The 22237-nt window shown below is 34.7% G+C and carries 22 protein-coding genes; 7 read left to right on the forward strand and 15 right to left on the reverse strand.

Going from position 1 to position 22237, the window contains the following annotated elements; genetic code table 11:
* The first annotated feature begins 152 nt into the window (after positions 1–152).
* A complete protein-coding gene (locus tag OZP07_RS22305) occupies positions 153–212 on the forward strand; it encodes a hypothetical protein (protein WP_489886139.1) in 60 nt (19 codons plus the stop codon).
* 137 nt (positions 213–349) lie between these two features.
* On the opposite strand, the gene OZP07_RS08460 is transcribed toward OZP07_RS22305, so the two are convergent.
* The 3 genes from OZP07_RS08460 to gcvT all read right to left on the reverse strand — a co-directional run bounded on the left by OZP07_RS08460 (position 350) and on the right by gcvT (position 4565).
* The gene (locus OZP07_RS08460; RefSeq protein WP_281637978.1) at positions 350–1060 is read right to left on the reverse strand and encodes a YebC/PmpR family DNA-binding transcriptional regulator; all 711 of its coding nucleotides are present in this window, start codon (positions 1058–1060) and stop codon (positions 350–352) included.
* Positions 1061–1142: 82 nt separating this feature from the next.
* Positions 1143–3182: a S41 family peptidase gene (locus OZP07_RS08465; RefSeq protein WP_281637979.1), complete on the reverse strand. Its 2040-nt coding sequence runs from the start codon at positions 3180–3182 to the stop codon at positions 1143–1145.
* A 300-nt stretch (positions 3183–3482) separates the two neighbouring features.
* The gene (gcvT, locus tag OZP07_RS08470; RefSeq protein ID WP_281637980.1) at positions 3483–4565 is read right to left on the reverse strand and encodes a glycine cleavage system aminomethyltransferase GcvT; all 1083 of its coding nucleotides are present in this window, start codon (positions 4563–4565) and stop codon (positions 3483–3485) included.
* 725 nt (positions 4566–5290) lie between these two features.
* On the opposite strand from gcvT, the gene tnpA reads away from it, so the two are divergent.
* Positions 5291–5746, forward strand: a complete 456-nt coding sequence (tnpA, locus tag OZP07_RS08475; RefSeq protein ID WP_194644296.1) for an IS200/IS605 family transposase — start codon at positions 5291–5293, stop codon at positions 5744–5746.
* A gap of 84 nt (positions 5747–5830) precedes the next feature.
* Here the strand turns inward: tnpA and OZP07_RS08480 are convergent, their stop codons facing one another.
* The 6 genes from OZP07_RS08480 to OZP07_RS08505 form a co-directional block, all read right to left on the reverse strand.
* On the reverse strand, positions 5831–6295 hold the full coding sequence (locus OZP07_RS08480) for an Mpo1 family 2-hydroxy fatty acid dioxygenase (protein ID WP_281637981.1): 465 nt from the start codon (positions 6293–6295) through the stop codon (positions 5831–5833).
* Positions 6296–6347: 52 nt separating this feature from the next.
* A complete protein-coding gene (locus tag OZP07_RS08485) occupies positions 6348–6854 on the reverse strand; it encodes a GNAT family N-acetyltransferase (RefSeq protein ID WP_281637982.1) in 507 nt (168 codons plus the stop codon).
* Positions 6855–6958: 104 nt separating this feature from the next.
* Positions 6959–7534, reverse strand: coding sequence for a DJ-1/PfpI family protein (locus tag OZP07_RS08490; RefSeq protein WP_281637983.1), 576 nt, complete (start codon positions 7532–7534; stop codon positions 6959–6961).
* Between the two features lie 221 nt (positions 7535–7755).
* Positions 7756–9615, reverse strand: a complete 1860-nt coding sequence (locus OZP07_RS08495) for a peptidase U32 family protein (RefSeq protein WP_281637984.1) — start codon at positions 9613–9615, stop codon at positions 7756–7758.
* Positions 9616–9767: 152 nt separating this feature from the next.
* The gene (locus OZP07_RS08500) at positions 9768–10220 is read right to left on the reverse strand and encodes a hypothetical protein (protein WP_281637985.1); all 453 of its coding nucleotides are present in this window, start codon (positions 10218–10220) and stop codon (positions 9768–9770) included.
* Positions 10221–10276: 56 nt separating this feature from the next.
* Positions 10277–10699 carry a hypothetical protein gene (locus tag OZP07_RS08505; protein WP_281637986.1) on the reverse strand — a complete coding sequence of 141 codons (423 nt, stop codon included), beginning with the start codon at positions 10697–10699 and terminating at the stop codon, positions 10277–10279.
* A 250-nt stretch (positions 10700–10949) separates the two neighbouring features.
* Between OZP07_RS08505 and OZP07_RS08510 the strand changes: the two genes are divergently transcribed.
* Positions 10950–11798, forward strand: a complete 849-nt coding sequence (locus OZP07_RS08510; protein WP_281637987.1) for an NAD(P)H-hydrate dehydratase — start codon at positions 10950–10952, stop codon at positions 11796–11798.
* A 99-nt stretch (positions 11799–11897) separates the two neighbouring features.
* Here the strand turns inward: OZP07_RS08510 and OZP07_RS08515 are convergent, their stop codons facing one another.
* Together OZP07_RS08515 and OZP07_RS08520 are read right to left on the reverse strand one after the other, a co-directional pair.
* Complete coding sequence (locus tag OZP07_RS08515) at positions 11898–12377, reverse strand: hypothetical protein (protein WP_281637988.1); 480 nt, start codon at positions 12375–12377, stop codon at positions 11898–11900.
* Between the two features lie 71 nt (positions 12378–12448).
* Positions 12449–12766: a hypothetical protein gene (locus tag OZP07_RS08520; protein WP_281637989.1), complete on the reverse strand. Its 318-nt coding sequence runs from the start codon at positions 12764–12766 to the stop codon at positions 12449–12451.
* A 400-nt stretch (positions 12767–13166) separates the two neighbouring features.
* Here OZP07_RS08520 and OZP07_RS08525 point away from each other — a divergent pair, with 400 nt between their 5' ends.
* Positions 13167–13598 carry a hypothetical protein gene (locus OZP07_RS08525; protein ID WP_281637990.1) on the forward strand — a complete coding sequence of 144 codons (432 nt, stop codon included), beginning with the start codon at positions 13167–13169 and terminating at the stop codon, positions 13596–13598.
* 76 nt (positions 13599–13674) lie between these two features.
* On the opposite strand, the gene OZP07_RS08530 is transcribed toward OZP07_RS08525, so the two are convergent.
* On the reverse strand, positions 13675–15777 hold the full coding sequence (locus tag OZP07_RS08530; protein ID WP_281637991.1) for a beta-galactosidase: 2103 nt from the start codon (positions 15775–15777) through the stop codon (positions 13675–13677).
* 199 nt (positions 15778–15976) lie between these two features.
* On the opposite strand from OZP07_RS08530, the gene OZP07_RS08535 reads away from it, so the two are divergent.
* Together OZP07_RS08535 and OZP07_RS08540 are read left to right on the forward strand one after the other, a co-directional pair.
* Positions 15977–16771 (forward strand): HipA family kinase, encoded by a 795-nt coding sequence (locus tag OZP07_RS08535; RefSeq protein WP_281637992.1) that lies wholly within the window; start codon positions 15977–15979, stop codon positions 16769–16771.
* The gene (locus OZP07_RS08540) at positions 16749–17132 is read left to right on the forward strand and encodes a DUF3037 domain-containing protein (RefSeq protein WP_281637993.1); all 384 of its coding nucleotides are present in this window, start codon (positions 16749–16751) and stop codon (positions 17130–17132) included. Before OZP07_RS08535 ends, OZP07_RS08540 begins: the two co-directional genes overlap by 23 nt.
* 338 nt (positions 17133–17470) lie before the next feature.
* Here the strand turns inward: OZP07_RS08540 and OZP07_RS08545 are convergent, their stop codons facing one another.
* From OZP07_RS08545 to OZP07_RS08555, 3 genes are all read right to left on the reverse strand, one after another.
* Entirely contained in the window at positions 17471–18271 is an 801-nt protein-coding gene (locus OZP07_RS08545; protein WP_281637994.1) for a DUF1961 family protein, read from the reverse strand.
* Between the two features lie 451 nt (positions 18272–18722).
* Entirely contained in the window at positions 18723–18920 is a 198-nt protein-coding gene (locus OZP07_RS08550) for a YqaE/Pmp3 family membrane protein (RefSeq protein ID WP_281637995.1), read from the reverse strand.
* A 329-nt stretch (positions 18921–19249) separates the two neighbouring features.
* Complete coding sequence (locus tag OZP07_RS08555; RefSeq protein ID WP_281637996.1) at positions 19250–19915, reverse strand: hypothetical protein; 666 nt, start codon at positions 19913–19915, stop codon at positions 19250–19252.
* Between the two features lie 420 nt (positions 19916–20335).
* Between OZP07_RS08555 and OZP07_RS08560 the strand changes: the two genes are divergently transcribed.
* Complete coding sequence (locus tag OZP07_RS08560) at positions 20336–21718, forward strand: MFS transporter (RefSeq protein ID WP_281637997.1); 1383 nt, start codon at positions 20336–20338, stop codon at positions 21716–21718.
* The last annotated feature ends 519 nt before the right edge of the window (positions 21719–22237 follow it).

Below are 22237 nucleotides of genomic sequence, written 5' to 3' on the forward strand. Positions count from 1 at the left end.
TTCGGTATACTAATCTGCTTTTTGTTTCTACAGTTAAGTATAAATTGTCTAAAAACTTCAAAAATGTCTGAAATTTATTCTGAACAAGGACTGAAAACATTAATTGTTAGGAAAATGAAATTGATATCACGACATTGACAGAAGGCATATATTTGTTGAAAATCAAAAAATTGAATCAGGATTCTGTATCTGAAAAATTTATTTCGAATTGAAAATTGTTAGTTAAATATAATATTTTGGTTGTTAAAGAATAGGCTGTGGTGTAGAGTTCAGTCTTTTTTTGTGAGACGCTGTTACAAAAAAAAACTCCAGTATGATCTGGAGCTTTTGTTATGCCTGTCTGGATTTTTTATTCTTCCATAGTATGATACACGTTCATTACGTCATCATCCTCTTCCATTTTTTCAATTAATTTTTCTACGTCAGCCATTTCAGCTTCAGTTAGTTTTTTTGTGATTTGAGGGATTCTTTCAAAACCAGAAGATAATATTTCTAAACGTCTGTTTTCCAATTCTTTTTGGATAGTTCCAAAACTTCCAAAAGGAGCATAAATTAAGATGCCGTCTTCGTCTTCAAAAACTTCTTCTGCACCAAAATCGATTAACTCTAATTCTAATTCTTCAGGATCAATTCCTTCTTTAGGAATTCTGAAGTTACAGGTGTGGTCAAACATAAACTCTACAGAACCTTGGGTTCCTAGAGTTCCATTGCATTTATTGAAATAACTTCTTACGTTAGCAACTGTTCTGTTGTTGTTGTCTGTGGCAGTTTCTATCAAAAGGGCAATACCATGCGGAGCATATCCTTCAAATAAAACCTCTTTGTAATTTGCAGTGTCTTTATCTGTTGCTTTTTTGATGGCTCTTTCAACATTGTCTTTTGGCATGTTGGCTGCCTTAGCATTTTGAATAACAGCTCTTAGTCTTGAATTGGCTTCAGGATTTGGACCTCCTTCTTTTACAGCCATTACAATATCTTTACCAATTCTGGTAAATGCTTTGGCCATTGCAGACCAGCGTTTCATTTTTCTACCTTTTCGGAATTCAAATGCTCTTCCCATTGATTGTTTTATTTTGAATTACAAAAATACAGCTATTCCTTATTTTTCCAAAAGCTATGGAAAAATCTTTTTGCAAAATATGTTAATTAGTCTTTCTCATTGTCATATAGTCAGATATAATTAAAATTGACTCATTCAGATAATGATTCGACTTTAAGCTGTCGAGCTGGATTTTGTTGTATTCGGTAAGTGAAGGGTAGAGCAGGAGTGATGATTTGTTGTATTCAGAATTATATACGTTTAAGCTGAGGTTATCTGCAGAGAAATTATTGATTTCCTCAGATAAAATGTTAATGCCGGCCTGATTTTCAAAAATGGCATCTAAGGTCATTGGTATTTCAAATTTTGCTTTGTTGATTATAGCGTCAATATTTGAATTGAGTGCAATAATGGAATTGAAATAAGGATCCTGTGCGACTCTGTTTCTGCTTTTTTGGGCGAGTGATTCGATTAATTCATTGCTTACGTATGGCGTAAAGCGGATTCTGGATTTTAAGGTGTCATTTTTTAGGGCTGTCGGAAATTCGCTTTCCTTCTGAAAAACATCCTGATAAACTGTAGGGATGAGCACATCAGGTACAACGCCAATGCCTTGATGGCTTTTGCCGGTGATTCTGTAAAATTTGCTTACCGTTAATTTTATAAAATGCTGATCATCATTTTCTTCCAAAGGAAGGATGGTCTGCATAGTTGCTTTACCCAATGAGGTGCTTCCTATCAAAATGGCACGATTATAATCCTGCATTATATCGGCAAAAAATTCGCTTGCTGAAGCTGAATTTCCATTAATGATAATCACTATAGGACCTTTGTAGATAACGCCTTTATACGGGTCGTTTATTACTGATAATTGTTTTTTATTGTCTGCTACTATCGAAATAGGACCGCGGTCTATAAATAATCCTGCTAATTTTACAGCTTCTTCCATTGAACCGCCTCCATTGTCAGTAAGGTCAAGAATTAGTCCTTTTACATCGTCCCGCAGTAGTTTTACTGTTTCTTTTGCAACATCCTGTGCGCATCCTTTGCTGTTTTCTTCTTCAAAATTGGAATAAAAGCTGGGTATTTTTATATAGCCGACTTTGATGTCTTTATCGACTATAAAACTGTAAACAGTATTTTCTTCGTCTTTCAAAACCTGCTTTTCAATGGTTACTTTGAAGTTTTTGCCAGAATTTCGCTTAAGTGTTAAAGTTAGGTTTGTGTTTAGTTCCGAAGACATCATTGTCGCAATCGATTCTAATGAAGAACATGAAACTTCGAGGGTTTCTTTTTGATTGGAAATAGCTAATATCTGATCTCCTTTTTTGATTTTACCAGTCTTAAAAGCAGGGCCGTTTGGATCAATTTCAATTACATTGATTTCGTTTTTTTCATTTAAGCTGACTTCTAATCCAAGTGAAAGTTTTTCTTTGGATAAAGTCGAAACAAAACTGGATTTAGTGTCATTGCTGAAATAATTGGTATGCGGGTCAAAATAGACACAGAAAATATTATAAAAATCATCTTCGAAAAGTTTGCTGCTGGTTAATGATACATTGATTTTGCAGAGTTCATTTTCGATAATGCTGTTTTGAGATTTAAGGCTCATCGAATTGAAATTGAGTTTGAGTGAGTCTAAATTTTTACTTTTTCCGGCAATATCATCAAATATTTCATAACGGATTTTTTTATTCCAGGCTTTCTGCACTTCATTTGCCTTTAGATAAAAAGTGAAATCTTTCTTTTGAAAACGAATGGTGTCTTTAGTACCGAAATTTATAGTTTCAGTTTTAAGTTTCTCTAATACCGCTTTGTTTCTTAAAAGTGATTTTCTGTATTCGCTTTTGATATCGTCCAAAAAAGAACAGTCTTTTTTTAAGATAAGATCATCCAGCTGAAACCGGTATTTATTTGCAAGTGAATCTGCTTGTGATTTTAAGAAAATGTTTCTTGCTGGATCTAAATTGTTTAATAATTCATCAAAAACATAAGCCGATAAACTGTCGTTCACCGGCTTTGGTCTGTAATGTTCTTTTTGGAGTAATGTGTTTATTTTGAGCAAAATTTCACAACTAGTACTGCTATTTTGAGCAAATAGTGAGAATGTAGACAATAGCAATACTAGTGCAGTTTTTTTCATGTAAATGTCTTTCTTGTTAATTACCAAGACTCTAAGTTACTAAGTTTCTAACTTTAAATAAAAAATATCCTTTTCAAGTTATTTTTTATTTATCAAATTATAATAAAATGAACCTTAGATTCTCAGAATCTTCTAAAAAAGAAATTATTTTATATGACTATCCGCAAAGCATACTAAATGTTTTTTGCCACAGATTACACAGATTCTCACAGATTTTACATGTATTTTTTAGAAATCTGTGTTAATCTTTTTAATCTGTGCCCAATTTTATCGATTTGATATTAGTCACGGATAGTCATATTATTTTTTATAAAAAGGAAGTTTTACTACTTTGGCAGGAACATCATTTTTTCTGATTCGGATAAAAATATCACTGTCAACAGCACTGTTTGGCGTGGTAACATAGCCTAAACCAATTCCTTTGTTCATGGATGGTGACATAGTTCCCGAGGTTACAATACCTATTATGTTTCCTGAAGCATCAACGATCTCGTAATCGTGTCTTGGAACAGAACGTTCCTGCATTTCAAAAGCTACTAATTTTTTTGTAACACCAGCTTCTTTCTGCTTTTTCAGATTATCTGAATTGGTGAATTCTTTAGTAAGTTTAGTAATCCATCCCAAGCCGGCTTCAAGTGGAGAAGTAGTGTCGTTGATATCGTTACCGTACAGACAGAATCCCATTTCCAAACGGAGTGTATCTCTGGCGGCCAAACCAATTGGTTTGATTCCGTATGAAGCTCCAGCTTCAAAAACTTTGTTCCAGATCGTTTCAACTTCCGAGTTTTTGCAGTAGATTTCAAATCCGCCTGAACCTGTATAACCCGTTGCTGAGATAATAACATGCGGAAAACCTGCAAAATCAGCCACTTCAAAATGGTAATAAGCAATTGCAGACAAATCGATAGAAGATAAAGACTGCATCGCTTCAACCGCTTTTGGTCCTTGGATTGCAAGCAGAGAATAATCATCAGATAAATTTTTCATTTCAACGCCTAAATCGTTATGTGCCGAAATCCAATCCCAGTCTTTATCAATATTCGATGCATTTACTACCAGTAAATATTGTTCTTCTTTAATTTTATAGATAATCAGATCATCTACAATTCCGCCTTCATTGTTAGGCAGACAGGAATATTGGGCTCTCCCGATTGTTAAAGCTGATGCATCATTCGAAGTCACTTTTTGAATCAAAGCCAATGCATTTGGACCTGAAAGTATAAATTCGCCCATATGCGATACATCAAAAACACCTACTGCATTTCGAACCGTTTCGTGTTCTGCATTTACCCCTTCATAAAGAATAGGCATATTGTACCCGGCAAACGGCAGTATTTTCGCTCCCAAACCCTCATGTATGTGCGTTAAAGCAGTATTTTTCATTTGTTTTTTTTATATAAAAATTAAAGTGCTAATTTATAGCTTTTATTTTGCCTGACAAAGGTTATGAATATTCAAAATATAGCTTTTTGGAATAGTCTATTATTATGTTTTTGGGCACGGCATTCGCATTAAAAAAAAGATAAACACAAATTTCACCAATTAACACTAATTCTTATCAAAATTGAAATCAAATTTTACAACTTTTACAGTTTCGAATATTTTGTGTAATTAAACAAGCAATCTTAATTCGTGCAAATTAGTGTAATTCGTTTCAGAAACTTTTAAAAGCGAATGCCGTGGTTTTGGGCGTAACCCCCATTGCTGAAAATTGCAGTCGTACCTCCTTTAATTTTCAGCAATGGGTCGGGCTTTCGGCTTTATCTTTATTTTTTTAAAGGAAAAAATAAAGGATATCGCCTCTATCTCTTACGCAATGCATTTTAGTAGAAATGGTTGTAGATTTTATATAAATAATTTAAAATCAGTAATATAAAACTATTTAGGTAAAGGATTGTTTGTTGAGAAATCAAAATGTAATTTAGATTTCTCAATTAAAGAAGAAAACCCTTTTTGTTTTTAACTTTTACTTTTAATGATTTCTTTTATAATATTGAATGAAATTAGGCAGGGTATGCAATTTTATAAAAAGATTGCGGAGTTTTAATCAAAAGAATTCCTCGAGGCTCTGCCTCGGGGTGATGCGCAAAGATTAGTATATTTGTTTGATGAGTGAACATATTTTCAAACGGCATAATAAAAGCTTGTTGCTTTATCATTTGGTTTGTCCGATAAAATATCGAAGAAATGTTTTATCGGAGGATGTAGAACTGAGTTTGGTAGAAGTTTGTAGAAATATTTCGGAACGATATGAAATTCATTTTGTTGAGATAGGAGCAGATGAAAATCATGTACATTTTTTGATACAAAGCGTGCCAAAGATTTCTGTTGAAATTATTGTCAGGACAGTAAAAAGTATTACAGCAAAAGAGCTCTTTCGTTTACATCCAGAAGTTAAAAGTAAGTTATGGGGAGGTAATTTTTGGACGAGTGGATATTATGTAAATACGGTTGGTCAGTATGGTAATGAGAATGTGATTCAGAAATACATTCAAAATCAAGGAGAAGAAAAGACTGTTTACAAATCGTTTAACAAAAATCAGCTACGGTTGTCTTTTGAGTAATGCGATACCTCGAGGCTCTGCCTCGGGGTAATTCATTAGCCAAAAAAAACTATTGCCAGTTAAAATAGAAAATGAAATTGTATATTATTTTTTAGAAAATAAATTTTCAGCAACCCAGGCTGGGCCAATCAATAAAAACTGAATGTCTTTAAGAAATGACGGCTTTTTACCTTCTATATTATGTCCGTAAAACTGTCCGATCCAAGCCACAACAAAAACGCCTATTGAAAATGCCCAAAGCGGTATAAACTGCCCTATGTAAAAGTTAATCACTAAACAGAGTATAGAAAAAATCGCTATTTTGACTGCCATCGCAATGGATAATCGGATGTAGAAAATCAATACGAATACCAAAATAACTGCAGCCCAGTTTTCGATTATTGGCTGGTTCAATTGCAGTAAATTAGTTAAAAAAACATTTGGAATACTCATCAATAATCCCACAATAGAAAAGAAAATCGCTGGTACACAGACATAGTGTATTGCTTTGTTTTTTGGGTTTTGATGACTTACTGCATATTCTTCAAACCATTGATCTAATGTTTTCATAATTAGTGTTTTTTTTACTAATTTATGAAATAATAATTAATACGGATTAATGCTAAAGTGTTTTTTCTAAGACTGCAAATTCCAGATGCTGGTCTGTAATTATGGTATCTGCATCATTGAGCGCAAAAGGTTCTCTTACTCCAGTATCGGCATAGCCATGACGGTTGTACCATTCAATCAATTTTTCTCTAATCGTGATTACAGTCATTACGATTTTGGATAAACCTAACGAACGTGCATGAACTTCGGCTTCATGTAAAATTTTCTTTCCAATGCCTTTATTCTGCAGTTCAGGAGAAATGGCCAGCATTCCCAAGTATAGTTTGTCTCCTTTATCAGTAAGCAAAACCGATCCGATGATTTGATTGTTTTCTGTGAATTTTAAAATAGTATTGTTTTTATCTTTAAATATTTCATTCAGCTGATCTAAAGTAATTCTTTTACCTGCTAAAAGGTCTGCTTCGGTAGCCCATCCTTTTTTTGAAGTTTCACCGCGATATGCAGAATTGATTAACTTTTCTAATGCCGGAATATCATCTGAGGCAGCTTTTGTAATCATGAAGAATAATTTTAAAGGCTATATATTTATTATCCAAAGGTAAAAAAAACTACAGCGAAATTGTCTTAAGCTGTAGTTCTTAGAATGTATTATTAGATTTCTTTTTAAATTTCAATTTTTGCTCCCATAATTTTTAGAAATTCTCTGATGAAACTTGGATGTGCTGGCCAGGCCGGTGAAGTCACCAGATTTCCATCTACAAAAGCACCGTCAACAGGAATAGATTGGAATTCACCTCCAGCTAATGTTACTTCTGGACCAACTGCCGGATATGCGGTTAGTTTTCGTCCTTTTACAACATTTGCAGCTGTCAAAATCTGAATGCCGTGACAAATAGCAGCAACGGGTTTATTGACAGTGAAAAAATGTTTCGTTATTTCGATTACTTTTCCATTCAATCTCAAATATTCGGGTGCTCTTCCGCCTGCAATGACCAATCCGTCATAATCGTTTACATTTATGTCGTCAAAACTGTAATTTAAAGCGAAGTTGTGTCCAGGTTTTTCAGTATAAGTCTGGTCGCCTTCAAAATCGTGAATGGCAGTTTTTATGGTGTCTCCCTTCTTTTTGTCAGGGCAGACGGCATGAACAGTGTAACCAACCATTTCCAGCATTTGAAACGGAACCATAGTTTCATAATCTTCGGTGAAGTCACCGGTTAAGAACAATACTTTTTTCATTTTATCTCAATTTTAAAATTATTATAAAGAAGGAAATTAAAATTCAAGCATAAATATAAGATGAATCTGATTTATTTTAATTATAAAGTTAATGAAAAAGAGATTATTGTTTTGATTTTTAAGGAAGTAAGTTTTGTTAAATTTAAATCAAAAACAAAAAACTACAAAGTAAAGTTTCCTTTTCTTTGTAGTTTTGCTGTATCTATAAAAGAGATTTTTTGTTAATCTTCCTCAATTTCAAATTCGGCATCTTTTTCCCAAATCTCCATTTCGCAGGGTTTGCAGTTGAATTTTAGTTTGTATTCCAATTCTCCCTGTTTCAGTACTAAAGGCTCTTTCAGTTTGCCTTCCATTGTGTCTTTATGGTATTTTGGACATTTGGCCAGCTCGTATTTGATGCAGTATTTGGTTGTCATCACACGAGATTTTCCGGGATCCCACTGCAGCTCAAATGCTTTTTCTATTTCGGTAACGCCGTGACGCTCATAGAATTTACGTGCCAGTTTGTTCGAAACGTTATACATGAAATCCAATTTGGTTTCTGGGTATGGATGACTTGTTTTTTCGATTTTGCGTTCTTCGCGTTTGTAGTTTTTCAAACGAGTTTCAGACAATTGTTCGTACACCGTTCTACGCATTTCATTGATTTTTGAAATAGGTAAAAACCAATTATCCGAAAACTGAATCGTTATTTCATCGGCTGTGTAAGGTGTAAAACCTGTTTTTGCCAATTGTGCTTTGATGTTTTCTTCAATGGATTGATTGTTTTTGGTCTGCTCTTTTGGATGCGCCAATTGAACCGAACTTGTATTGCCGTCTTCATCGGTGGCAAGCAGTTCAAAACCAGTTTCGTTTTCGAACAATAACAAAGTAGTGCTTATTTTACGAACTGCACTGTCTTCACGTTCTACAATTCTGATGAAAGCAGCGTCATTGTTGCGGTATATAAAAGTTCCGTCTTTGATTTCTTTCAGACCATTTGGATATGCCAGACCATTTTCTGCTTTATTCACATAAATTCCTTCTGCTTCATTGTTATCGTTTATGAAACAAAGTCCGTCACCATTATTGAGCAGTTCTCCATTTTCAATTTGGTAAGCGCCTCCAATGGTTTTAATTAATTTTCCGATGTATTGTCCTTTGGATTTTGGACTTTCCCAAGAACCAATTGTATCGTGGCGTTCATTTACAAAATAATCGGTATAACCGCGGTTAAATGTACGGTTCAAAGCTGAATCAAAAGTGTAAGTGCATTTACCCGAAGAAGCTTTGGTATATTTGTCATTACCTTCAAGAAAATTATCCAGTTTTTGTCTAAGGTAGGACACGTTGTTTTTTACATAAACGATGTCTTTCAAACGCCCTTCGATTTTGAAAGAGCAGACTCCGGCTTCCACCAAATTTGGAATTTCATTCGAAACATCAAAATCTTTGATAGAAAGTAAGTGGGTGCTTTTGATAAGTGTTTCTCCGTGGCCGTCAATAAGGTTGTAGGGCAAACGGCAGTTTTGCGCGCAGGAACCGCGATTAGCAGAACGTTCTCCATTGGCAACACTCATGTAACAGTTTCCGCTGAAAGAAACGCATAAAGCTCCGGTTACAAAGAATTCCAATTCCACATCAGTAGCATTGCTGATTTCTTTGATTTGGTGCAGATTCAGTTCGCGGGCCAAAACCACACGTTTGATTCCGGCATCGGCAAGGAATTTCATTTTGTCAGCGTCTCGGTTATTGGCCTGTGTACTCGCATGCAGAATGATAGGAGGAAGATCCATTTCCATGATTGCCATATCCTGAATAATCAATGCATCGACACCAATATCATACAATTTCCAGATCATCTGACGGCAGGTTTCCAGTTCGTTGTCGTACAAAATGGTGTTGATTACCACAAAAACAGGAACATTGTACAGGTGAGCATATTCTACCAAAGCAGCAACATCTTCAATAGAGTTGGTAGCATTGGAACGCGCACCAAATTGAGGAGCACCCACATAAACAGCATCAGCCCCGCTGTTAATGGCTGCTATACCGTGAATTAAATCTTTTGCAGGCGCTAAAATTTCTATTTTCTTTTTCATCAGTCGATGATTTTTTTAATTTTTAAAAAGCGTGCAAAGGTCTTATAAAAATTCCAAGATTTCTAGCCTAAAGGGATTTTTTTTGAATGTAATATCAAAGTAATGACTGTATATAGTCCTGAAGATATCAAATCTACAATTTTGAGCAGGTTTTATTTAGGTTGAGTTGTATTGAGAATTTTAAATTCTAATGTATTATTTTTATTTAGTTTATAGCTGTAAATTGTTTTTCCTTCAACGTGCCCGTCACTGTAATCTACTATTATCCATTCATCTGAAAGAATTTTGAAGTTTCCAAATTCCATTTTTCCTCCTAATGCTGGTTTCAATGGAATCAATTCTGGTTTTTTTTGTAAAGAATTTATAATGAATTGTTCAGGTTTTTTTATTCCTCTTTCAGTTAATTTTAGTCCTTCGTATTCGGCATCAAACCAATAGGATTCTTTAAGATTAGCTTTGTTTAATTCATTTTTTAAAGAATCATTTTTATGCTTTAATAATTCATTTTCAGATTTTAATTTCTCGTTATAGAGATTATTATCGTGATTTTGCCTTTCACAACTTAAAATTGAAATCGATAACAAGATTGTAATTAATGTTTTCATTTTGTTTGACTTTTGTGCCGTTTAATGTTTTGGTTTCAAATCAGGAACCTTAATAATTAAGCGTTTTGTGCAGTTGATTTTAATGTTGTTAATTCTAGATATATTAGCATACAAATAATTACTATTTCTCCTCCGAAATAGATTATTCCAATAACAGATAATCTTGTAAAATTGTAAATTAACAGTCCGAATGTCAAACAGCAATAAAGCAAATTTGAAACAGCGATAATTTTAAGATACCGTTTCCATTTTTTAGTATTAAAAAAAGCAAAGCATAAAGCAGAATAAATACTAAAAACTAATGCGATAATTGAAAGTACTGTTATTGTTTTAATAGGTATTCCAATATATTCATGCCAAGTTTTTAGGACTGCAAATAATAGAAAAGCAGTCAAAAAAGCACCACTGGCATCAATAAGAAAGATTTTCTTTGGTGTTTTTGCTAATTGTTTAATAATCTGCTGAATTCTATTTTTCATTCGTGAATTTTAGCTTTACAAGAAACATAATAAAAGTGTAATTAATTTAAAATGAATATTTTACAAGTATTCGGCTAATTTAGTTTTTTTGTATAAATAATTGTAAGTGTATTTTGAATATTTCTTTAAAACAATAATTATCTCGTTTTTTAAAAGTTTTGGTGCCGTGGTGACGCCCAGAAAAGTTAAAGCTTAAACTTTGAAGTTTGAGTTTTAGAATTTCGTACTTTTAATAGAAAAAATCAAACTTATGAATGCTCCAATTTCTATTGATAGAAACGAAATTTTAAAACGCTATAAACCTATTGCGAAGCTCACGCATAAAGGCCTGCAGGGACACGCTCTGATAATTGGCGGTAGTTATGGAAAGATAGGAGCGGTGTGTCTGGCTGGTAAAGCTGCACTGAAAACTGGCTGTGGACTCGTAACTGCTTTTGTGCCAAAATGCGGTTATCAGATTGTTCAAATTTCAAATCCAGAACTGATGGTAATAACCGATACTGATGAAAATCATCTTTCGGATATTCGTTTTGATTTAAAACCAAATGCCATTGGAATCGGCCCTGGAATGGGACTGCATATTGAAACTCAGAAAGCGTTTCATGATTTTTTGTCGAATAAAAGTGTTCCGATGGTTATTGATGCCGATGCATTAAATATTTTGGCGCATAATCCGTCTTGGATGGCGTTGGTCTCGCCTAAAACTATTTTGACACCGCATCCCAAAGAACTGGAACGGCTGATTGGTAAATGGCATTCGGAGGCTGAAATGTTTCAAAAAACTATTGCTTTTTCGTTAGTCAATCAAGTAATTATTGTAATGAAAGGAGCGCCGACTTACATCATAGACGGTGAAATGGTTTATCTCAACACTTCAGGAAATGCTGCACTGGCAACCGCAGGAAGCGGTGATGTGCTGACAGGGATAATTACCAGTCTTTTGGCACAGTCTTATAAGTCTTGTGATGCGGCTATACTTGGCGTATATCTGCATGGATTGACCGCTGATATTGCGCTGCCGGAAACAGGTTATCAGTCTTTTATTGCTTCATCAATTATTGACTATCTTGGGAAAGCGTATTTGAGTTTGGAGTCTTAGGCTTGTTTAAACTGTTTAATCGTTTAAAGGTTTAAATTGTTTGCAAAAAAAGAGACAAGAATTAACTTGCCTCTTTGGAATTCTTTAAAAAAATGCAGTTTAATAATTATATGCAACAGCTTCTAATTGAGAATCAGTTTGATTGGTAATCACAACAAAAGGAAAGCCTTGTTTGGCAGCTTGTTTTTTTATTCTGGTTGAAGCATCTGCAATCCAATCAGATTTCATCTGTCCTTTTGGCTTGTGGATTGTAGTTTTCAAATCCGTTCCCTGATGTAAACCGTTGGCCTGACTGTTTGTTATAATCTGTACATTTTTATATCCGGTTTTACCAGAAACATCTGCTTTGCGATTGTCAATAAGTATTGAATTTGTCTTCTTATCAATCACTTTTTCAATAGCAAAAAGACTGATTTCGCTAACAGTACTGCTTCCTGGAAGCGAATAAAAAACAGTGTTGTCTTTTGTGGTAACATAATTTACTTCTAGTTTTTCTCCATTTTGTTTTACAATAATGTGAGAATCAGCAAATATTAAAGAGGTAAATAAAGCAAGTGCAAGTGTGAATATCGTTTTCATATGTATGTTTGAATTTAAATTTAATTGTATAAAAGTCTGTTCCAAACCTGACAGGTTTCGAATAGCTGATTTTAGGCAGTTAAATAAAATTCAGGCGGTGGATTTGTTAAATCCAAAATTACTGATTGTGGTATGGCATCCACTTTGCTAAAGTGCAGTTCAGTCGAAGGTATAATGTGAAAAGGAAAGCTGAAAGTTGCTGGGAAGTCTAAAACTATTTCGAATGTTTTTTCTTCCACTTCTGATTTTCCTTCAGGCACTGCTTCTTTTTTATCAGCAGCTTTCTTTTCGGAAGCTGTTTTTATAATAGTAGAAACAGACGGCGCTGCCCAAGTAAGGGTAAGCAGTAAGCAAACGGTATAAAATGCTATTTTGCGTGCTGTTTTCATGTTGGTAAATTTATGGGAAAGTCCAGTAAAATCAAAGGTTTTAACAGAATTTTGACTGTTTATGCATGCAATAATGAGAGGCTGAAAATTGAGATGCTTTTTAAGCATGATACCCTGCTGAAAACTGGGGTGATCTTAAAATAATACTTAAAATTCTGGTATGACCCCTTGTTAAATTCAAGTAAGATGCTTTTGTTTGAAATAAATTTTAATTGAAAGAATCGCGGCTAATTATTTTTCAATGGAGTGTTTTCATTTTTTTTAACTGGTGATTCTAGGAGTGCTTAATTTTTCGAAAGAAGTTATTGAAAATTATAAAAACAGTTCTGGCTTGCATTTTGATATTTTATATTTGTCCTGTCAATTGCAATTGAAAGAAATGGGAACAAAAAGAAACATAATGAAGAAGCTGTTTTTTATAACTGCTGTGATTTTTTTACTGCATAGCTGTAATAAAAAGCAGAACAAAACTTTTAGAAAATTTTACAAAGCTTCAAAAGGAGATTCAACAGCTTTTCTGTCAATGGTATTTACAGAAAATACATTTTATGGAGAATATGAAATCCGATACGGTCTTTTGGGGAAAGATTCAGGAGCCGTTAGAGGAAACAGGATTGGTGATACTTTGCGGGGTGATTTTTGTTACAGATCGTATGGCGGCGATATAAAAAGAGCTCCTTTTGTTTTACTGCAGCGCAATCAGAAATTAAAATTAGGAACAGGATCAATTTCAACTTATATGACAATACCTTTCTATGTAAAAGGAACATTGGAATTTAAAGACTCCGATTTTTTATTTGAACCAATAGATAAGAGTCAATTCGGAAAATGATTCTTTTTAAACCATTAAGATAGTAAGAAAAATTAAGCTTAATGATTCTTACTATCTTAATGGTTAATTTTTTTAATTAGTTTTTATATTTCCAGACCAATACATCGGCAGTTTTCATTGATGGTGTTCCAATGATTATTTCGGCATTGGCAGGGAGTTTCATTTCATACACCTTGTCAGAATAATTGACTGCAATTCCAAAACCATCGCGGTATTCTGTCGTTACACCTTCTGGGTAATTTTCAATCGGAATGTTCTGCTGCTGATACAATTTAGTTAAAACTTGTTTTTCAAGATCTCCTTTTTTTGAATCAACACCAATATAAGTCACAGTTCCTTTACCTAATTTACGAGAAGTAACTGCAGGTGTTCCGGCATAAAAGTCACCCTGAAAAGTTCCCCATACTTCTGTTCCTTTATTAGGTTTCAGTAAATCGCCCCAGCTTGTCCATTCAAATTCCTGATTGTTGAATTTGATTTTATCAGGAGATTGCGGCATTAATAGATCATAAGATTCAATTTCAGAACCAATTAAATTCCACATCGGCTGATAAAATTTAGCTTCCCAAAGGTGTCCTTTTCGGTTTTGGATTCCTGTACGGCAGCTTAATACTAAGTTTCCGCCATTTTGTGCATACGCAGTTAGTTTATCAATCATCTGCTGGTCAATCATTTGATAGGCTGGGACAATTAATACAGGATAATTTGAAAAATTAGTAGTGTCACGTACAAAATCTACAGGAGCTCCAAACGATTTTACGGCTTTATAGTATTTTGTAAAATGTCCTATTGTATTCCATTGATTGGTCTGTCTGTTTAATTCAATTCCCATTACATTATCAGCATTGAATAAAATTCCGGTTTTGCGTTGCAGATAAGCTTTTGGTAATTGCGCTTTGGCATCATATTTTTTGCGGAGCGTATTGATGTCTTTGATAAACTGGCTAAATTCCAATCCGCCGGTAGTAGGAGTAACACCGTCCGTTCCTACGATTCCGTAATGATACTGCTCGTAGCCGTATAAAGGTGCACGAAAACGGTAGGTACAGGTAAATTTGCTTCCGCCTGCGAATACATGCCACAGCCACATGCGTATTGCTCCAGGTAATGGCTGCGGATTAATGCTTCCCCAGTTTACCTGTCCTGGCTGCAGTTCCATCACGCCGTAAGCGCCTTTCAGCGGACGGAAAAAATCATTAGACATCGGGATTCTGGAATACTCTCCAACGCGAAAGCCTTTTGGGCCAATGCCAAGATCACTGCCATAAACCATGTATCTGGTGTAGCTGACAAAATCAAGTTCTTTGCTCTGTCCTACATAACCCACATCATACATCGGAATATAATTGGAAGTAATCCATTGATTTGGATTTGAGAATTTACGGATTTCTTTGGCCTGGTCGTCCAAGAAGGTTGCCGTTTCATTGTCGGCAAAACGGTAATGATCAAGCTGAGAGTGCAGATTCATTCCCCACACTGAATGCAGCGGAATATTGATTTCGTCAAAACTGCTGTAAGTGCCGCTCCAGAAATTGTTGCCCCATGCTTCGTTAAGCGCGCTAATGGTTTTGTATTTGTCTTTCAGCCAGTCACGATAGCGTTGCGGAGCATCTTTTCCATAATCCAGAAAACGGCGTGGTTCATTATCAATCTGCCAGCCCATAATACGTTTGTCATTACCATATCTTTTGGCGAGTTCTGCAATCATTTTCATCGAATAGGAGCGGTAGTAATTACTGGAGAAAGTGGCATGCTGGCGTGTGCCATGATCCATTTTGGTACCGTCTTCATTAGTAGCAAGCACTTCAGGATGTTTGCGGACAAGCCATACAGGAGGTGTCGCGGTTGAAGTACACATAACAACTTTCAGGTGATATTTTTCGGCCAGTTCCAATGATTTATCGAGCCATTTGAAATCGTATTTTCCTTCTTCCGGCTCCAGTTGCGCCCAGGCGAATTCTCCAAAATGAGTGAATTCAAAACCCATTTTTTCCATGTTTTGAAAGTCACGCTCCCATTGCGAAGGATCCCAATGTTCAGGATAATAGTAAACTCCCACAGAAGTTAAATCTTTTGCAGGGAAGAATTTTTCTAATTTTTGTGCAAATGAATTAGTACCTAAAAGGAGCACTAAAGACAGAAAGTATTGCTGATACAATGCTGTAAATTTATATTTCATAAGAAAATATTTAGAAGTGTATGGATTACAAATATAAGTTTTTTGAAGAATGCTAAGGGGGAGAAAATCGTTTAATAGAAGGTCTAATTGGTTTAATTGTCTAATGATTTTCACATTTTAATTAAATTTTAGCGTCTTAGTTTCTTAGCATCCTAAAAGAAAATAGTTATTTGTAAGTTTGTAGTTCATGAATTGAATTATGAGAAAACCACTTGAATTAAGAACAGTAAATGTTACGCGTTACATTTCACCGCTGCGGGAAGGCGGTTCACTGCCGGCTCTTGCCGAAGCTGATGATGATTTTAAATATGTTTTAAAATTCAGAGGTGCCGGGCATGGTGTAAAAGCCCTAATCGCCGAATTAATTGGCGGGGAAATCGCAAGAGTCCTAAACCTCAAAATGCCTGAATTGGTGTTTGCTAACCTTGATGAAGCTTTTGGACGTACCGAAGCCGATGAGGAAATTCAGGATCTGCTTCAGGGCAGTCAGGGGCTGAATCTGGCTTTGCATTTTTTATCTGGAGCGATTACTTTTGATCCCGTGGTGACAAAACTTCCTGCGGATTTAGCTTCGCAGATTGTTTGGCTGGATGCTTTTATTACCAATGTTGACCGTACTTTCAGAAATACTAATATGCTTATCTGGCACAAAGAATTATGGCTCATTGATCACGGTGCGTCATTGTATTTTCATCATTCATGGAACAGCTGGGAAGCGCATGCCAAAAGTCCTTTTGCATTAATAAAAGATCATGTTTTACTGCCGGAAGCAAGTCTGTTAAAAGAAACAGATAATGCTTTTAGAAAACTGCTCACCAAAGAAATCCTGCAGGATATTGTTAATTATATTCCAGAAGACTGGCTCCATTGGGAAGACAGTGAACAGACTCCAGACGAAATCAGAGCCGTTTACTTTCAGTTTTTATGGACTAGATTGAATCATTCAGAAATTTTTATAAACGAAGCCGAAAATGCAAGAGAAAAACTTATATGAGTACGCCGTTATCCGCGTTGTGCCAAGGGTGGAGCGCGAAGAATTCCTGAACGTAGGAATTATTCTGTTTTGCAAAAAAGCAAAATTCATAAAAATGCTGTACTCGGTAAATGAAACTAAATTACTTATGTTTTCGGAAGATTTTGATTTGGAACAGCTCGAACTTAATTTAGAATCTTTTCAAAAAATTGTCAACGGAGGCAAAGCAGGCGGTCCTATAGGCGAGTTTGATATTCCGTCTCGTTTTCGATGGCTGACTGCTATCCGAAGCTCGGGCATACAAACCTCAAGACCGCATCCGGGTTTCTGTACGGATTTGGACGAAACCATTCAGCGGTTATTTGAAGAATTGGTTTTATAATAGCTTTTAAAATGTTTTTACCACAAATTCCACAAATTAGCACTAATTAATTTGTGAAAATCTCTGGCAAATAAATACAATAATCTTGAAATATTAATTCGGCTAACGAAATTAAAGGACTGCGATAGAAATTTATTGGTCTGAGATAGAGTTTAAAACTATGCACTTTCAGTGCATCTCGCTTTAGCATCAAAAAAAGTTTTTGCAACAGATTCACAGATAAAAAATGATTTTTAAAATCTGTGAATCTGTTGCAAAATTTTACCAATTTTTGCAATCCTGCCTTGCATACTTTCAGTCTGCCTAACTAAATCTATGAACTTTCAGTCCATAGGGGTTTAGTTCCTTGTAAACACCGAGAAATCCTTATATACTGCCGATCTCGTGTGCATATGCCTTAAACCAATTCTGCCTTCAGTGATAGCCGGAGTATTCGAAAGATCCCATGTGAATAGTTTTGAAATATCTTTTCCGTCTACTTTAAAATAGAGTTTTTGACTGGTTTTGATAATCGTGATTTTATAAGTTTCATTAGGATTAAAAAGCCCCGTTTCGAAACTCGCATTCGGAATTTCAGTTGCTGTATTGAAATTTTGTCCGGCAGGAACAGGATACTTTCGCACTCGGATGTAATCTTTTTTCATGTCGGTGTTTTTATTATCATACGAGGCGTAGCTTATGTGCAGTGCCTTCATGTAGGTATAATACGTTTTCATCGCCGGAATTTCCCTTAGATTATTCCATTGCCTAATATCTTCAACATAAGGAGCGATGCCAATACCAGTCGCCTGAAGATATAAAATTGTAGCCCAGATCGTTTTATTATCAGTTTTTGTGTATCTGTACTCGATTTTTAAATCTCCTTTAAATGAAGCTTTTGTCCATAATACAGTATTATGCGCATCATCTCCTTCTACATTTCCTGCACTAAAAAGCATTCCTTCCTCTGTGTTTTTAATATCGGCATGAAGTCCGTCCAAGAACCATTTGGACTGCCAGTCTTTGGTACAGGAATCATTGAATTTTAAGTGCCATTGTTTAGACTGGTTCAGTTTTTCAAATACGGTATCATCTGTATTTTGGCCTTTCATTAAAGCAGAGAAAAAAAATATCAGAATCAGAAGTAAGTTTTTGTTCATTATCACTGTTTTTGAAATCTAAAGTAGTGAACTTTTTTTGGAAGGGGCAGAGGCTTTATAATTTTCAGTTCTAAATAAATTTGTAAAAAATGCAGTAAGTGACAGAATATTACAAATCATTAAAATTTCAATTTTATCAGTTTCTATTAAAATTACAGAAACTAAAATAACTGCAGTATGCAGAATTGATAGCTTTAAATTTGTTTTTCTTTTGCTCAAAGCAATAATTCCGTATACTGTTAAAAAAACATAAAAAGAAATTAAGAAAATCAAAGGACTGAAATTTGTCATATTGATATTCCAGGCCCAGCCAACAGTTTTGCTGATCCCAAAGTGTTTATACCGTTCTGTAAAAACATTTATGAAAATGAAAATCAGAAATAAAATAAAAACCATTCTCTTTTGGAAAAAATAACGAAGCAGTTTCATATCTGTTTTATTCGAAAAGTTACTATCTCACTTTTAAAGCTTTAATCAGCTTTTCATTGCGCTTATCGGCTCTTGAGTTCTGTAATGAAATAACTGCCCAAATAGCAGCGGGAATCCAGCCGATTAAAGTTAATTGGAGTATTAAACAGACAATGCAGGTGAGTATTCTGCCTCTAAACAAGAATGAAAGAAAAGGAAAGAAAATCGCAATTAATGTCATGATACTGTGGTTTTTAAGTTTTTCTAGATCATTTGGGTTACTTGGTGTAAATTAATGATTCTGTTCAAATATATCAAATTATGATAATGTTTACAAATGCAGGTTCCATTATGTCTTTTCTAAGAATTATTTGACTGGCAGGAGCTGACAATCAGTAAGATTAATATTTTGTTATGTGATTATCCTTAACTAATACCAAACAGATCGAATTAGCCACAGATTAAAAAGATTTATACAGACTTAAAAAAAAAATAGTAGTGAAATCTGTGAGAATCTGTGTAATCAGTGGCAAAAAAAACATGGTATTATTTGCGGACAGTCATATTTTGTTATTCAATAACCTCTTTCAGTTTGATTTTTGAATCGGCTTTTCGGTTCCAGTAAATTATATATAAAGTTCCTATGATCGATGGGGTAATCCAGGTAATTAAATTTCCCAGCCCCAATCCAGCAACTATGAAAGCTGTGATGGAAGCGATTAAAGCACCAACCATTTTGCCGATATGTTTGGTCAGCCAGCTGTTTTTAGTTTTTGCGAAATTTTTAAAAAAGATAAAATCTTTAATTGTCATAAACAATCCAAAACCGCCAAAGAAAGCAAATAAAACGCCGTTGGTTATAGTATTTAAAACGCAGTAAATACCAATTAAAATCATAATAATTGATAAAAATAACATCGTTCCCGATATCAATCTGTCTGTCAGATCTGCTTTAACTTTTGACTTTGATTTGAAAGTTAATGCCCGATTTCCTGAGGTTACAAGATAAATAGTAAAGATTCCGATTAGAAATAAAAATAAGTTTTGATGTTTTGGCATGAAACAAATAGGCAGTGAAAGCAGTGAACTTGTAATCATTCCAATGGAGAACAGTTTTCCCATTTTTTTGTGCAGCTTTTGTCCTTTTTTCACAATTATATTGCCGATTCCAGTAATTAATCCAATTCCGCCGAAAAAGGCATGGATATAAATTAAAATAGTAATAGTCTGTTCCATGTTTTTATTCTTTTAGTTCAACGATTCAAACTTAGCAGTACATGCTTATTTTATGAAAAGAATATTTCTGAACTGTATGTTTTTTGTGATGAGCTGTAAAAACGAAATGGAATTATATCTAATGCCTTATCAGCTGTGTTTTGAATTCTCATTGGGGCAGATAAAAAAGAATCAGAATCAGTAATCGCTTTTATTCATTATCACTGTTTGGTCAGTTAAAAGTAGTTAGCACGCGAAGCAGTTGAAATCTACTTAAAAACATACTTACGTATAAATACTTAATTTTTTTCAAAAACTGCGTTTTGGCAGTTTTTGTTCCAATTAAAGCCATTATTTTTGCTTTATAAATAAGTAAAATACTTAGACGTAAGTTTGGTACTTAGAAAAAATAAACAATACTAAACGATTAAATTTTTTGATATGAGTTCAATTTCAACAAATCAACCGCTTTCAAGTTTAAACATTTTTAGTGGAAAAGGAGTTCAGATGCGTACCTTCCACATTACATGGTTAACATTTTTCTTTTGCTTTTTTGCATGGTTTGGTATGGCATCACTTATGCCGATCGCCAAAGAGCAATTGCACCTGACAAAAGACCAATTAGGTAACATTCAAATTGCGTCGGTATCGGCAACCATCATCGCCAGATTATTAATAGGCCGATTGGTAGATAAATTTGGACCAAGAATAATTTATACTTGGTTATTAGTGATCTGCTCCGTACCGGTTTTACTGATTGGTACTTCACAAACATATGAGAGTTTCCTGTTTTTTAGATTGGCTATCGGAGTTATTGGAGCTTCTTTTGTTATCACGCAGTTTCATACTTCGGTAATGTTTGCCCCGTCCATTAAAGGAACTGCCAACGCTACGGCAGGAGGATTTGGAAATGCAGGTGCTGGTCTGGCTAATATTACCATGCCGCTTATTGCAGCAGGATTTGTGGGATTAGGAGTGTGTACTAAGGAAGACAGCTGGAGATATGCCATGATTGTTCCAGGAGTGATGTTATTGGTTTTTGCTTTTTTGTATTTCCGATTTACCAAAGATTTGCCAAATGGTAACTATAAAGAACTTGGAATAGAAACAGCGAATAAAGAAAACACTTTTATGCTGGCTGTAAAAGATTACCGTACTTGGGTTTTGACCATTGCTTATGCTGCTTGTTTTGGAGTTGAGATCACTATTGATAATTTTGCTCCTATCTATTTTACAGATACTTTTGGTGCCACTTTGAAAACAGCAGGAATCTGTGCAGGTATTTTTGGATTAATCAACCTTTTTGCAAGACCATTAGGAGGAATAGTTGCTGACAAAGTTGGTAAGAGATATGGTTTTTCAGGAAAAAATTTATTGCTTGCGTTACTGCTTCTTATAGAAGGTGTAGGTGTTATTTTCTTTGGAATGACAAATCAATTAGGGGTTGCGATCTTTTTAATGTTCTTGTTTGGAATGAGTTTAAAAATGGCTAATGGAGCAACTTATAGTCTTGTGCCTTTCGTAAATCCAAAAGCCGTAGGCAGTGTTGCCGGAATTGTAGGAGCAGGCGGGAATATTGGAGCAATGCTGATTGCTTTCCTGTTCAAAGCTAAAGCGGTTAAATTTACTAAAGACGTGATTGACGAAAGCGGAGTATCACAAACTAAGGATTTAATTGATTACACAAGTGCTTTTTATGTATTGGGATTCATTATTCTGGTAACAGGAGTTGTCGTTTTGGCTATAAAACTTTTAGTTAAAGATAAAGAAGAAGAGAAATTACCTGCTGGTGTGAATTTAGCCTATCAAACAGTAAAATCTTAAACCTGCAAAACAAAAATAGTATATGTTTTTGTATAAAAAGAAAGGCTATCCGGATAAGGACAGCCTTTCTTTTTTTTGTGATCGGAAATTTATGCAAAAAAAAAATCTGCTAAATCTGCGTGAAAATTAAAAATCAAATCGCTTAACGTAATGACATTGCGGTAACGGGAGCTAGGGAGTTCGTCCAACACCTTGAATGGTCAGCCCGAGTTCAAGGGAGCTTGTTCAACCACTTTGACAGACCTCCTTTAAAAAAAAAAAGGCATTCTTGAATATTTTGCGATAAAAATTCCGTGTTATTTCTTTAGATAACTGTCCGTAAATAATACCATGTTTTTTTTCGCCACTGATTACACAGATTCTCACAGATTTCATTACTATTTTTTTAAAAAAATCTGTGTAAATCTTTTTAATCTGTGGCTAATTCTATCAGTTTGGTATTAGTTAAGGATAGTTATATTTTTTTATATGCTTTGTCGATCTCTCTGTGGGTACAGAAAAAATTTCTGCGCTAACGTG

Source organism: Flavobacterium marginilacus (assembly GCF_026870155.1).
Lineage (GTDB): Bacteria > Bacteroidota > Bacteroidia > Flavobacteriales > Flavobacteriaceae > Flavobacterium > Flavobacterium marginilacus.